Consider the following 13316-nt stretch of genomic DNA (forward strand, 5'->3'; position numbering starts at 1 on the left):
CAGCGCCGCCGCTCCCCCGGCGGCGCTGCGGCGTTCCGTCGGCGCCAGCCCGTCACCAGGGCAGGTCGCGCACCTGCTGGACGCACAGGACGACGAACAGCAGCCCGGAGAGGGCGAGCATGCCGTTGCTGACCCATCCGTTGCGCCATTCCCTGGGCGTACGGGAGGAGTTGAGCAGCCAGATCAGGGTCAGGGCCAGGAACGGCATGAAGAAGGCGCCGAGGACGCCGTAGGCGATGACCAGGCCGAAGGGCCGGTCCAGCCAGAGCAGGGCCATCGGCGGGAAGGTCAGCCAGAGGAGGTAGGCGCGGAAGGGCAGCGAGCGCTGCTGCCGGTCGGCGACGGCCGGACCGGCGTGCTCCTCCCCGGGGGCCGCCGGGGCGCGGAACCGCTCCACGAAGTCCGCGAACATCAGGCTCACCCCGTGCCAGACCCCGATCAGCGACGAGAACGACGCGGCGAAGAAGCCGACCAGGAAGAGCTTGGCGGTGCCCGCGCCGAAGCGGTCCTCCAGCACCGTGCCCAGGTCGATCAGCCCGCGGTCGCCGGAGGCGAGGGCGGTCCGGGACGCGTGCAGCAGTTCCGCGCCGACGACGAGCATCGCCACGACGAAGATCCCGGTGGTGATGTAGGCGACCCGGTTGTCGAGCCGCATGACCTTCATCCAGGAGGTGTTGCTCCAGCCCTTGGCGTTGACCCAGTACCCGTAGGCGGCCATGGTGATCGTGCCGCCGACGCCTCCGATCAGCCCGAGGGTGTAGAGGAGCGAGCCGTCCGGCAGTACGGGCAGCAGCCCGGCGAACGCGGCCCCGGCGTCCGGGGCGACCCGGATCGCCACGTACACGACCACCACGAACATGACGCCGATCAGGACCGTCATGACCCTCTCGAAGACGGCGTACCGGTTGAACCAGACGAACACCAGCCCGGTCAGCCCGGTCACGATCGCCCAGAACTTCAGCCCCGGGCCGTCGGGGAAGAGCGCCACGACGGGCAGGGCGCTGGAGGACATGGCCGTCGCCCCGTAGAGGAAGCCCCAGACCACGACGTAGATCGCGAAGTAGACCGTGGTCCACGGGCCCAGGCTGCGCCAGCCGTCGAAGAGCGTGCGGCCGGTCGCCAGGTGCCAGCGGCCGGCGGCCTCGGCGAGCGAGATCTTGACGACGCAGCCGATCACCGCCGCCCACATCAGGGTGTAGCCGAACGTGCTGCCCGCGATCAGCGTCGCGACCAGGTCCCCGGCCCCGACCCCGGTCGCCGCGACGACGATGCCGGGGCCGATGTACTTCCAACTGGACGTGCGCGGTCGGGAGGCCGGCTCCCCTGTCTGCGTGGTTGCCCTCGTGTCCGCCATGCCGATCAAGGAAGCGCAATCGGCGGGACAGCACAAGAGGGCGTGCGCCGCAGTAAAATTCAAGGGGGCCCACCGGCCGGCAGTGAGCGGCGGACGGAGGGGGCGAGCGGGCAGCTCCGGCGATGCGCTGCGGCCTTTCCCGGGAGGCGACATGACGCAGACGACCGTGGATCCCGTCCGGCAGGAGGAGTTCGCCGGGCGGATGGCGCAGATCCTCAACGATGCCTGTCTGGGGTATCTGTGCAGTCTCGGGCACCGGACGGGGCTGTTCGACGTGATGGCGCAGCTGCCACCGTCGACGAGTGAGCAGATCGCCGAGGCCGCCGGACTGAACGAGCGCTATGTGCGCGAGTGGCTGGGCGGGGTGACGGTCGGCGGGATCGTCGGCTACGAGCCGGAGGACGGTACGTACCGGCTGCCGCCCGAGCACGCAGCCTCCCTGTGCCGCGCCTCCGGGCCGGACAATATGGCCTCCTTCCTCCAGGACCTCGCCCTGATCGGGCAGGTCGAGGACGAGGTGGTCACGGCGTTCCGGGACGGGGGCGGGGTGCCCTATTCCTCGTACCCGAAGTTCCAGGAGCTCCAGGCCGAGGAGACGGCCCGGGTGTACGACGCGGCGCTGGTCGACGCGATCATTCCGCTGGTGCCCGGTCTGCCGGAGCGGCTGGGTTCGGGATCCGGCCTGGACGCGCTCGACGTCGGTACGGGACAGGGGCATGTGGTGAACCTGCTGGCGCGGGCGTTCCCGGCCAGCCGCTTCACCGGGGTGGACATGTCGGAGGGCGGGATCGCGGCGGCACGGGAGGAGGCGGCGCGGCTGGGCCTGCCCAACGCGCGCTTCGAGCTGGCGGACGCGGCCGCGGTGACCGGCTCGTACGACCTGGTGACCGCCTTCGACGTGATCCACGACCTGGCCCGCCCGGCGGAGACCCTGGCGGCCGTCGCCGGTGCGCTGCGGGACGACGGGGTCTTCCTGATGGGGGACATCGCGGCCTCCAGCAGGCTGGAGGAGAACCTCGACCACCCGCTGGGTCCCACGCTCTACACCTTCTCGGTCTTCTACTGCATGACGGTCTCGCTCGGCGAGGGCGGGGCGGGCCTCGGGACCGTGTGGGGCAGGCAGACCGCACTGCGCATGCTGGCGGAGGCGGGCTTCGGGGACGTCGAGGTGCGCGAGGTGGAGGGCGACATCCTGAACGTCTACTACGTGGCGCGGAAGGGCGGTTGAGGGCGGGGCGCACGGCGCCCCGCCCCCGTGCCGGCAGTCGTCAGACGACCAGGCTGAGCAGGGCGGCGACCACGAAGCCCGCGACCGAGAGAACCGTCTCCAGGACCGTCCAGGACTTCAGGGTGTCGCGCTCGCTGATGCCGAAGTACTTCGACACCATCCAGAAGCCGCCGTCGTTGACGTGCGAGGCGAAGATCGAGCCCGCCGAGATCGCCATGATGATCAGCGCGAGGTGGGCCTGGGAGAGGTCCTGGCCCTCGACCAGCGGCACCACGATTCCGGCCGTGGTGACGATCGCGACGGTCGCCGAGCCCTGGGCGACGCGCAGGACGACCGAGATCAGCCAGGCGAGCAGGATGACGGGCAGGCCGACGTCGTTGAAGGTGTCGGCGAGCGCGTCCGCGATGCCGCTGCCCTTGAGGACCGCGCCGAAGACGCCGCCCGCGCCGACCACCAGGAGGATGTTGCCGACGGGCTTGAGCGAGGACGTGGAGACGGACTCCAGGGACTTCCGGGACCAGCCGCGCCGGATGCCCAGCAGGTAGTACGCGAGGAACAGGGCGATCGTCAGGGCGACGAACGGGTTGCCGAAGAACTCGATCACCGAGCGCGGTGTGGAGGGGTCCAGGGCGATCGAGGAGAACGTCGCGGCGAGGATCAGGACCAGCGGGGTGCCGATGATCGCGAGCACCGTGAGCAGCGGGACCGGCTTCTCGTGCGGGGTGACGCCGGCGGCGCGCTGCTCGGCGGCGACGGCGGCCTTGGCCTCCTCGGCGGCCTCCACCATGTCCTGCGGGACGTCGACGAAGACCCGCTTGCCGATCCAGGCGGAGTAGCCCCAGGCGGCGATGACGGACGGGATGCCGACGACGATGCCCATCAGGATGACCCAGCCCAGGGACACGTTGAAGAGTCCGGCGGCGGCCACCGGACCGGGGTGCGGCGGCAGGAACGCGTGGGTCATCGACAGGCCCGCCAGCAGCGGCATGGCGTAGAGCAGGATCGATTTCCCGGAGCGCTTGGCGGCGGCGTAGACGATCGGCGCGAGGACGAAGATGCCGACGTCGAAGAAGACCGGGACGCCGAAGACGAGGCCAGTCATGCCCATGGCGAGAGGGGCGCGCTTCTCCCCGAAGGCGTTCAGCAGGCGGGCGCTCAACACCTCGGCCCCACCGGACACTTCGAGGATCGCGCCGAGCATGGTGCCGAGTCCGATGATGATCGCGACATGGCCGAGGATGCCGCCCATGCCGGATTCGACGACCGAGACGGCGGCGGATTTCTGCACGGTGCCGAAGAGTTCGGTGACCGAGAGACCGGCGCCGAGGCCGACGGCTATGGAGACCGCGAGCAGGGCGACGAACGGCTGGAGCCTGACCTTGATGATCAGGAAGAGCAGGAGGGCGATCCCGAGGGCGGCGACGGTCAGCAGACCGGCGGTGCCGTCGATCAGGAGGAGCAGTCCACCGGTGTGCGGTGGGGTCTCGGCCGGCGGGGGCGTGGCGGCGAGCAGCATGGGGACTCCGATGGTGCTGGAGGGCAGGGGGGAGCGCGGCACGGCGCCCCCGGGAAGCGGGGCGCCGTGCCGTACGGCGTACTGCGGGAGAGGTTCTGCGTGTGAGGCAAAGGATCAGCGGGGAGAGGGCCGGACGGTCCTGGCGGGTGCGGGGAGGGTCAGCCCAGCACCGCGAGCGCGTCGATCTCGATGAGCAGGCCCTTGGGCAGGCCCACGTAGACGGTCGTCCGCGCCGAGGGCGCCTCCTTCAGGTTCTGCTCGGCGAAGTAGGCGTTGTAGATCTCGTTCATCTGAGCGAAGTGGTCCACGTCGGTGAGGTAGACGCGCATCATCATCACGTCGTCCCAGCTCGCCCCGCCCTCCTCCAGGATCGCCTTGACGTTGGCGAAGGTCTGGAGGGTCTGCTCGCGCAGGGTGGGGCCGGCGGGCGTCGGGGCCCGGCCCTCGACGGCCGGGAGGAAACCGACCTGGCCGGCGACCTGGAGGATGTTCCCCTTCTTCACGCCGTGCGAGAACTTCGCGGGCGGCGTGGTGTGGGTGGAGGGGGTGAGGGCGGTCTTCTCGGTCATGGGATTCAGACTTTCCTGGGTCGGTTGGTGCCGGAGCCGGAGTACTCCCGGCTGATGGTCTCGGCGGTGCGCCGGACCAGCGGGAGCAGGGTGAGGAGTTCCTCGGCCGTGACGACCACATTGGGTGCGGACACCGACATGGCCGCGACGACCCGTCCGTCCGCGCCGCGGATGGGGGCGCCGATGCAGTTGATGGACTCCTCGTGGCCACCGAGGTCGGTGGCCCAGCCCTGTTCGCGCACGACGGCCAGTTCCTTGAGGAAGGCGGCCGCGTCGGGCGTCGAACGGGACGTGTACATGGGGTAGTCGAGCTTGTCGGCGATCGCGCGCCGCTCGGGCTCGGTGAGGTCGGCGAGCAGCAGCTTGGCGACGGCCGCGACGGTGATCGCGACGGGCTTCCCGATCCGGGAGTACATCCGGACCGGGTAGCGGCTCTCGACCTTGTCGATGTAGAGGACTTCCTGCTCCTCGTACACGGCGAGGTGGACGGTGTGCCCGCACCGGTCGTTCAGGGCGACCAGGTGGGGGTGGGCGATCTCGCGTACGTCGAGGTTCTCGACGGCCTCCTGCGCCAGCGCGAAGAGCCGGGCGCCGAGGCGGTAGCGCTGGTCCTCCTGGCGGTAGACGAGGCCGTGCTCGTGGAGCGTACGCAGCAGGCGCAGCGCCGTGGACTTGTGGACGCCGAGCCGCTCGGCGACCTGGCCGAGGTCGGCGGGTCCCTGGGCGAGCAGCGGCAGGATGCTCAGTGCCCGGTCGACGGTCTGGCTCATGGTGTGCGTACCTCCTCGGAGGGCCGGCCGGCTGCGGTCCAGCCGGGGCCGAGACGAAGTCTCCCCCAGGCGCCGTCGTCGAGGGCGGCGAGGCGGTCGGCGTGGTCGCGGGCGGGCGGTTCCGTGAGGTCGCCGGGGACGGTGAGAACGGCGGCGGCCATGAGGTGTCCGTGCCGGGCGCGGTCGCGGACGGGCAGTCCCCGCAGGGTCGCGGAGAGGAACCCGGCGGCGAAGGCGTCGCCCGCTCCGACGGCGGCGACGACCTCGACCCGGAGGGCGGGGACGTGGGTGACGGTGTCGCCGCCTTCCGCCCCTCCTGCCGCGGGGAAGGCGGGGCCGGACGCGTCCTTGGCCTCTTCCGCACGCGACGCGCGGGCCACGGCGGCGTCCCCGGACCCTTCCACACGCGACGCGCGGGCTGCGACGGCGTCCCCGTCCCCTTCCACACGCGACGCGCGGGCTGCGACGGCGTCCCCGGACCCGCGGGCGGCGGCGGGGACGCCGGGTCCGGGGCGGAGCTCCGAGGCGAACACCGTCGCGCCCGCGCTCCCCCGCTTCACCACGAGCGCGGCGGGCTCCGGAACCGCCGCCCGGATCGCCTCGGCGCCGACGATCCCCCACGCCTCCTCCGCCTCGTCCTCCCCGACGAACACCAGGTCGCAGCGGCGGGCCAGGTCCAACAGCACGGTGGCGTCCGCGTTCCCGCCCCGCCACAGATGCGGCCGGTGGTTCACGTCGAAGGAGACCAGCGGGCGCCCGGCCCGCGGAGCCGTCAGCTCCCGCAGCAGCGCCAGGCAGTCCTCCGACAGCGCCGCCGTGATCCCGGACAGGTGCAGGACGCGCCCCGCGAACAGTTCGCCGTACGGCATGTTGGCCGGCGACATCGCGGACGCCGCCGACCCCGCCCGGTAGTACGCGACCTCGTGCGTACCGGCCCCCCGGTCGGTGGCCGTCCGGAAGTAGATGCCGGTCGGGCGGGCCGGATCGCGGCGGACCGCCGACGTGTCGACCCCGTACGACGCGATCGCCTCCACGAGGTGGTCGCCGAACCCGTCCGCGCCGACCCGGCCGACCCACGCCGCCCGGTGCCCGGCGGCGGCGAGCGCGCAGGCCACGTTGGACTCGGCCCCGCCGATCCCGCGCCCGAAGGAGGGCACGTCGGCGAGGCGGCCGGGCTGCGACGGCAGGAACGTCACCATGGACTCACCGAGACAGACGACATCGGTGGCCGTGCCGGCGACGGCCGCCCCTGCTGCGGGTCCGGACACTGAGGGCTCCTCGCTGATCGGTGTGCGGGCCGGTGGTCACCATTGACCGGGCATCGGCTCGGATGTTAGACAGCGTTGAGCGATATACGCAATGGGTGTTGCATATGTTGCAACGAACTTCGAGGAGCTTCCCTTGGCAGCCGAAAGCCCCACCGACCGCACCGCGTCCACGCAGACCGACCGGGCCGCGTCCCCGGCGGCCGGCCGCGCCGCCTCCCTCGCGGCGGGCCTCGCCGACGAGCGCGTCGACCACCGCTTCAAGGCACTGCCCCCGGACGCGGAGGGCCTGACCGTCGGGGCGCTGGCAGCCGAGCGCCGCAACCTCTTCACCGGCGGGTTCACCACCCCCGTGCTCGCGCTCTCCGCCGAGTCGGTGGCCCACAACCTCGACCTCCTGGAGACGTACGCGGAGCGCCACGGCCTCGCGTTCGCCCCGCACGGCAAGACGTCCATGTCCCCGCAGCTCTTCGTGGACCAGCTGGAGCGCGGCGCGTGGGGCATCACGGCCGCCGTGCCGCACCAGGCGCGGGTCTACCGGGCGTACGGGATCGGCCGGATCTTCCTCGCCAACGAGCTGGTCGACCCGGTCGCCCTCGGCTGGCTGGCCGGGGAGATGACGGCCGACCCGTCGTTCCGCTTCGTCTGCTACGTCGACTCCGTGCGCGGCGTCGAGCTGATGGACGCGGCCCTCGGCGCCGCGGGCGCCACCCGCCCGGTCGACGTGGTCGTGGAGCTGGGCGCGGGCGAGGGCGCGCGCACCGGGGCCCGCACGGAGGCCGACTGCGCGGCCGTGGCCGACGCGGTGGCGGCGGCCGGGTCGCTGCGCCTGGTGGGCGTGGCCGGGTACGAGGGCGAGGTGCCGGACGCCGATCCGGAGCGCGTACGGGCGTGGCTGCGGCGGCTCGTCGCGCTCGCGGCCGCCTTCGACGGCGAGAAGCGGTTCGCCGGGGCCGGGGAGATCGTGATCAGCGCGGGCGGCAGCGCCTGGTTCGACGCGGTCGCGGACGTCTTCGCCGGGATCCCCGAACTGAGTCTTCCCGTGCTGAAGTTGCTGCGCTCCGGGGCGTACGTCTCGCACGACGACGGGCACTACAGGCACCTGACCCCCTTCAACCGCGTCCCCGAGGAGGGGGCACTGGAGCCCGCCTTCCGGCTGTGGGCGCAGGTCGTCTCCCGCCCGACCGGTGAGCAGGCGTTCCTCAACGCGGGGAAGCGGGACGCGGCGTACGACCTCGATCTGCCCGACGCACAGGTGGTCCGCTCCGGCCGGGACGGCTCCCTGCGGCCCGCCACCGGGGTCACGGTCACCGGCCTGTCCGACCAGCACGCCTGGGTGCGGACGGAGGACGGGGCGGAGCTGGAGGTGGGCGACTGGGTCGGGCTGGGCCTCTCCCACCCCTGCACCAGCTTCGACAAGTGGCAGTTGATCCCGCTGGTCGAGGCGGACGGCACGGTCACGGACTACATCCGCACGTTCTTCTGAGCAGTCCTCCCTCCCCCGCCCCGAAAGGCCACCCATGGACCTGGTCCTGCGTGACGCGCTCGTCGTCGACGGCACCGGCGAGCCCTCCTTCCGCGCCGACGTGGCCGTCGACGGCGGCCGCATAGCCGAGATCCGCCCCGAGGGCTCCCCCGGCCCCCGCCCCACCGCCGCCCGGACCGTGGACGCGGACGGCCTCGCGCTCGCCCCCGGCTTCATCGACATGCACGCCCACAGCGATCTGGCGCTGCTGCGCGACCCGGACCACAGCGCGAAGGCGGCACAGGGCGTCACCCTCGAAGTGCTGGGCCAGGACGGGATGTCGTACGCCCCCGCCGACGACCGCACGCTCGCCGAGGTCCGCCGCTCCATCACCGGCTGGAACGGCGACGGGAGCGACATCGACTTCGACTGGCGCACGGTCGGCGGCTATCTGGACCGGCTGGACCGCAACTTCGGCGGCCAGGGCATCGCGGTCAACGCCGCCTATCTGATCCCGCAGGGCACGGTCCGGATGTACGCGGCCGGCTGGGACGACCGGCCCGCCACCGACGCCGAACTGGCCCGTATGCGGGAGCTGGTGGACCAGGGCATGCGCGAGGGCGCGGTGGGCATGTCGTCCGGTCTGACCTACACCCCCGGGATGTACGCGGACGACGCCGAACTCACCGAGCTCTGCCGGGTGGTGGCCCGGCACGGCGGCTACTACTGTCCGCACCACCGCAGTTACGGGGCGGGCGCGCTGGAGGCGTACGAGGAGATGGTCCGGCTGACGCGGAACGCCGGCTGCGCCCTCCATCTCGCCCACGCCACCATGAACTTCGGCGTGAACAAGGGCAGGGCGCCCGACCTCCTCGCCCTCCTCGACGACGCGCTCGCCACCGGGTCCGACATCTCGCTCGACACCTACCCGTACACGCCCGGCTGCACCACGCTCGTGGCGATGCTGCCGAGCTGGGCGAGCGAGGGCGGTCCGGAGTCGGTCCTGACCCGGCTCGCGGACCGGGCGAGCGCGGAGCGGATCAGGCACCATCTGGAGGTGCTGGGCTCGGACGGCTGCCACGGGGTGCCGATCGAGTGGGACACCATCGAGATCTCCGGCGTGAGCGCGCCGCACCTGGCCGAGTACGTGGGCCGGACGGTCGAGGAGTCGGCGCGGCTGCGGGGCGAGGAGCCCTGGGCGACCGCGCGACGGCTGCTCACCGAGGACCGGCTCGGGACGACGATCCTCCAGCACGTGGGCCACGAGGAGAACGTCCGGCAGATCATGCGCCATCCGGTGCACACCGGCGGCAGCGACGGCATCCTCCAGGGCGACAAGCCGCACCCCCGGGCGTACGGCACGTTCCCGCAGTACCTGGGCCGGTACGTGCGGGAGTTGGGCATCCTCTCGCTGGAGGAGTGCGTGGCCCGTCTGACCTCGCGCCCGGCAGCCCGGCTGCGGCTGGCGGACCGGGGCCTGGTGCGCGAGGGCTACCGCGCGGACCTGGTGCTGTTCGACCCGGAGACGGTGGCGGCGGGCTCCACGTTCGCGGAGCCGCGCACCCTGCCGGTGGGCATCCCGCACGTCCTGATCGACGGCCGGTTCGTCATCGAGGACGGCAGGCGGACGCCGGTCCTGGCGGGGCGGGCCGTCCGGGGCTCAGGAGCGGGGGCGCCGGCGGTCTGACGCTACGAGTCGTCCGCCGCACGCTCGGCCGCCCAGGCCAGGTCCTCCTCGGTGGGGGCGTCGTCCTGGGTGAGCGCGCGCCGCCAGTATCCGCTGAACTCCACGGCGGACTTCGGCAGTTCACGGTCCTCGACCAGGTGGCGGCGGAGCGCGCGGACGGCGGACGCCTCGCCCGCCACCCAGGCCGCGTCCACCCCGTCGAGGTCCGCTCCGGCACCCCGTACGGCGTCCACGAGCGAGCCGCCCCGGTCGCGGTGCACCCACCGAACCTCGGCTCCCCCGGCCGCGGGCGGCAGCTCCCGCTCCTCCGCCGCGTCCGCGACCTCGGCGTACACCACGGCACCGGTCCCGGCCGGCAGCGCCTCCAGCACCGTGGCGACGGCCGGGAGCGCGGTCTCGTCCCCGGCGAGGAGCATCCGCCGGGCTTCGGGCAGCGGGCGGGCGTAGAGGGAGGACGGGCCGACCATGCCGAGGACGTCACCGACCCGGGCCGCCGCACCCCAGCGGGAGGCGGGCCCGCCTGCGCCGTGGAGCACGAAGTCCACGGTCATCACGTTGCGCCGGCGGTCGTACGAGCGGACGGTGAAGCTGCGCATCCAGGGCCGCTCCGCCTCCGGGATCGCGAGGTACGCCTCGTACCAGCGCATGCCGTACGGATCGTCCGAGCCGCACTCCGGCAGCCGGGGCTCCGGCTGCCCGTCGCGCGGCAGGCAGAGCTTCATCTGCTGGTCCGGACGGTCCTCCAGGAGCCCCGGCAGCTCGTCGGCGGTGAAGCCGATCCTCGCCGTCCCGGGGGTGACCCGCTCGACATCCACGACCCGCACGTACGTGACCGACAGCGCCCGACCCATCGCGACCCGACCCCTTTCCGCTGGTGAACACCGCCGACGACGACCGGCGTCGCCGGCGGCCCCCGACTGATACCTTACGGCGTAATGCATTACCCGCCGCACGTTACTTTACGCCATAAGGAGTCGCACGTGGTGGTCTTCGCCGGGCAGGGTGATCCGCGCCGTTCCCTCTCCCTCCTGTGGCGCGCGGAGACCCCGCCGCCGACACGCGTCGGCCCGGGGCCCAAGCCGCGGCTGAGCGTGGACGCGATCGTGGCGGCGGCCGTGGAGCTCGCGGACGAGGAGGGGATGGGGGCCCTGTCGATGCGCGCGGTCGGCGACCGGCTGGGGCGCACGGCGATGGCGCTCTACACCTACGTACCCGGCAAGAGCGAGCTGCTGGACCTGATGTACGACGCCGTCCACGCCGAACTTCCCACCGCGTACCCGGAGTCGGAACCGGGCGGCTGGCGGGCGGCGCTCACCGCGTGGGCCGGGGAGATGCTGGAGTTCTACGTCCGCCACCCCTGGGTGCTCCAGGTCTCGCAGGCACGGCCGGTGCTGGGTCCGCACGAGTACGCGGGCCTGGACACGCTGGTGACCCTGCTGCGGGCGACCGGGCTGGCGGCGGGGGTGGTGCGGCGGCTCGTCGGGACCCTGTTCCCGCTCGTACGCGGCTCGGCGCAGGCGGTGGCCGACGCGAGGCTGGCCGCGGCGGCGACCGGGAGCCCCGACGAGGAGTGGTGGGCGGCACGTTCGGCCGCCCTGCTGGAGCTGGTCCCGGACTTCGCGGAGCGCTTTCCGGCGGTGAGCGCCCTGGAGGCGGAGGGCCCGGCGGAGCCGTACCCGCAGGACGTCCCGGGGAGCGCCGAGGCGGTGCCGTATCCGGAGCGGGAGGCCCGCGAGACGTTCCGGGTGGGGCTCGGGGTGCTGCTGGACGGGATCGAGGCGGCGCGCGCCGGCACGCCCTGACCGGCCGGGCCGCGCGGACCGGACCACGCGGGCCGGACGGCGCGGGCCACACGGCGCGGGCCACACGGGCAGGACCGCACCGTGGCCGGGTCGCGCGGGCCCGACGACACCCCGGCCGGACCACACGGGCCGGACCGCACCGTGGCCGGGTCGCGCGGCCCGGCGACACCTCGACCGGGCCACACGGGCAGGCCCCGACCGAGGCTCGGGCCTGGCCCGGCCCGAGCCGACCCGGCCAGACCCGGCCCGCGCTCCCGGCGGGCGAGGCGGCTACGGCTTGGGCAGCGCGCAGCCCTCACGGTCGAGGTCGATCGTGCTGCCGGCCCCGATACAGGGGACCATGGTGTACGTCTGCTGGGCGTAGTTGATGCCCTCGCGGACGGTGACCTCGCCGTTCTCGTCGACCTCGCACGGGTTGTTGTCCGTGCACCGTCGGCCGCTCTCGTTGCCGGTGTTGTTGACGGCGACCACCTTGCCGGTGGCGTCGTCGATCACCGGCGAGCCGGACGTACCGCCGATGGTCCGGCACTCCGGGGTGTAGCGGAGGGAGTCCTTCCAGGTCCACCGGCCTTCCTTGAGCCGGTGGACGAAGCCGTCGATGTCGCAGCTGTAGGTGCGCTTCCAGTAGCCCGAGGCGACCGTGATGGCGGCGCCCTCCTTCGGGTGGGCCGTCTCCAGCTCCAGCGCCCGGATGCCGTAGCGGTCCTCGATCTGCTGGTAGGTGCTGGTGGTTTCGTAGAGCGAGAGATCGGTGTCGGTCATGGTGCCGTACGCGACCTTGCTCGCCCTCAGCGTGCCGACGCCGTCGCCCGAGGCGTCGAGCAGGGTGAACGAACGGGAGGACGGCTGGTCGACGACGACCTCGCCGGGACCGGGGAAGCCGGACTCCAGGCAGTGCCCGTTGGAGAGCACGAGGGCGGGGTCGGTGGGCGCGGAGTCGGGTGAACGGACCACGGAGCCCGAGCAGTTGCTGAGCGCGACGGTCCCGGCGAAGGTCACGGCCTTCACTGCGGGGCCGGCCACGGGAGCGGCTTCCCGGGCCTGGGCCCGCTGGGCGGGCTCGGCTGCGACGACGGGCGCGGCACCGGCTCCCAGGAGCAGGGCAGCAAGAAACGCACCGACGAGAGGCTTGTTCATGTGGGGGGTACCTCCAGTGATGCCAAGGGCCGGAGATCTTCCGGCTTTTGACATGCGCATGCTTGCGCAGATGTCAGGCCGTCACAAGGGGCTGATTCCGGCCCCTCCGGCTTACGGCCGCCGTCGGCCCAGCCCCGCACGGGCAGAACCGGCGGGCTCGACGGGTGCTGTGGGCTCGGCGGGCGCTGCGGGCTCGACGAGATCTGCGGGATCTGCGGGATCTGCGGGATCTGCGGGATCTGCGGGATCGGCAGGCTCGGCAGGCTCGGCAGGCTCGACGGGATCTGCAGGCTCGGCGGGGAGATCGGCAGCGGGCTCCGCGCCGGGCTCACTCCATGCCGAACTCCCGCACCCCGGACACCTCTTCACCAGCCCCCTCCACGTCGGCCCGCTCCAGGGCGACTCCCTCCGCGCTTGAGTCCTCCGCGCCGGACTCCTCCGCGCCGGTCCCCTCCGCAGCGGCCTCCTCCGCGCCCCGGCGGATGCGGGCGCGGCCCCACTCCCGTACGCGACCGCCCCGGCA

General features: G+C 72.9%; 11 protein-coding genes. 4 read left to right on the top strand and 7 right to left on the bottom strand.

The window, feature by feature from the left end:
- Window positions 1-52 precede the first annotated feature (52 nt).
- On the bottom strand, window positions 53-1354 hold the full coding sequence (locus tag KME66_RS11000; RefSeq protein WP_216321474.1) for an Nramp family divalent metal transporter: 1302 nt from the start codon (window positions 1352-1354) through the stop codon (window positions 53-55).
- A gap of 151 nt (window positions 1355-1505) precedes the next feature.
- Between KME66_RS11000 and KME66_RS11005 the strand changes: the two genes are divergently transcribed.
- The gene (locus KME66_RS11005) at window positions 1506-2582 is read left to right on the top strand and encodes a class I SAM-dependent methyltransferase (RefSeq protein ID WP_216321477.1); all 1077 of its coding nucleotides are present in this window, start codon (window positions 1506-1508) and stop codon (window positions 2580-2582) included.
- 40 nt (window positions 2583-2622) lie between these two features.
- Here the strand turns inward: KME66_RS11005 and KME66_RS11010 are convergent, their stop codons facing one another.
- From KME66_RS11010 to KME66_RS11025, 4 genes are all read right to left on the bottom strand, one after another.
- The gene (locus KME66_RS11010; protein ID WP_216329242.1) at window positions 2623-4098 is read right to left on the bottom strand and encodes a GntP family permease; all 1476 of its coding nucleotides are present in this window, start codon (window positions 4096-4098) and stop codon (window positions 2623-2625) included.
- Window positions 4099-4256: 158 nt separating this feature from the next.
- Complete coding sequence (locus tag KME66_RS11015; protein ID WP_216321480.1) at window positions 4257-4667, bottom strand: RidA family protein; 411 nt, start codon at window positions 4665-4667, stop codon at window positions 4257-4259.
- 5 nt (window positions 4668-4672) lie between these two features.
- Window positions 4673-5437, bottom strand: coding sequence for an IclR family transcriptional regulator (locus tag KME66_RS11020; RefSeq protein WP_216321484.1), 765 nt, complete (start codon window positions 5435-5437; stop codon window positions 4673-4675).
- A complete protein-coding gene (locus KME66_RS11025; protein ID WP_216321487.1) occupies window positions 5434-6705 on the bottom strand; it encodes a PfkB family carbohydrate kinase in 1272 nt (423 codons plus the stop codon). The genes KME66_RS11020 and KME66_RS11025 overlap by 4 nt, the downstream gene beginning before the upstream one ends.
- 133 nt (window positions 6706-6838) lie before the next feature.
- Between KME66_RS11025 and KME66_RS11030 the strand changes: the two genes are divergently transcribed.
- Window positions 6839-8188, top strand: coding sequence for an alanine racemase (locus tag KME66_RS11030; protein WP_216321491.1), 1350 nt, complete (start codon window positions 6839-6841; stop codon window positions 8186-8188).
- Window positions 8189-8222: 34 nt separating this feature from the next.
- Window positions 8223-9854, top strand: a complete 1632-nt coding sequence (locus KME66_RS11035; RefSeq protein ID WP_216321495.1) for an amidohydrolase family protein — start codon at window positions 8223-8225, stop codon at window positions 9852-9854.
- Window positions 9855-9856: 2 nt separating this feature from the next.
- On the opposite strand, the gene KME66_RS11040 is transcribed toward KME66_RS11035, so the two are convergent.
- Complete coding sequence (locus KME66_RS11040) at window positions 9857-10705, bottom strand: siderophore-interacting protein (protein WP_073215440.1); 849 nt, start codon at window positions 10703-10705, stop codon at window positions 9857-9859.
- A 129-nt stretch (window positions 10706-10834) separates the two neighbouring features.
- Here KME66_RS11040 and KME66_RS11045 point away from each other — a divergent pair, with 129 nt between their 5' ends.
- Window positions 10835-11656, top strand: a complete 822-nt coding sequence (locus tag KME66_RS11045) for a TetR/AcrR family transcriptional regulator (RefSeq protein ID WP_216321498.1) — start codon at window positions 10835-10837, stop codon at window positions 11654-11656.
- Window positions 11657-11926: 270 nt separating this feature from the next.
- Here the strand turns inward: KME66_RS11045 and KME66_RS11050 are convergent, their stop codons facing one another.
- Window positions 11927-12793: a serine protease gene (locus tag KME66_RS11050; protein WP_216321500.1), complete on the bottom strand. Its 867-nt coding sequence runs from the start codon at window positions 12791-12793 to the stop codon at window positions 11927-11929.
- Window positions 12794-13316: the final 523 nt, after the last annotated feature.

This window comes from Streptomyces sp. YPW6 (assembly GCF_018866325.1).
GTDB lineage: Bacteria > Actinomycetota > Actinomycetes > Streptomycetales > Streptomycetaceae > Streptomyces.

Coding starts and splice junctions, on each gene's coding strand:
- KME66_RS11000 (WP_216321474.1), bottom strand. CDS start 1,354: ATGGCGGACACGAGGGCAACCACGCAGACAGGGGAGCCGGCCTCCCGA.
- KME66_RS11005 (WP_216321477.1), top strand. CDS start 1,506: ATGACGCAGACGACCGTGGATCCCGTCCGGCAGGAGGAGTTCGCCGGG.
- KME66_RS11010 (WP_216329242.1), bottom strand. CDS start 4,098: ATGCTGCTCGCCGCCACGCCCCCGCCGGCCGAGACCCCACCGCACACC.
- KME66_RS11015 (WP_216321480.1), bottom strand. CDS start 4,667: ATGACCGAGAAGACCGCCCTCACCCCCTCCACCCACACCACGCCGCCC.
- KME66_RS11020 (WP_216321484.1), bottom strand. CDS start 5,437: ATGAGCCAGACCGTCGACCGGGCACTGAGCATCCTGCCGCTGCTCGCC.
- KME66_RS11035 (WP_216321495.1), top strand. CDS start 8,223: ATGGACCTGGTCCTGCGTGACGCGCTCGTCGTCGACGGCACCGGCGAG.
- KME66_RS11040 (WP_073215440.1), bottom strand. CDS start 10,705: ATGGGTCGGGCGCTGTCGGTCACGTACGTGCGGGTCGTGGATGTCGAG.
- KME66_RS11050 (WP_216321500.1), bottom strand. CDS start 12,793: ATGAACAAGCCTCTCGTCGGTGCGTTTCTTGCTGCCCTGCTCCTGGGA.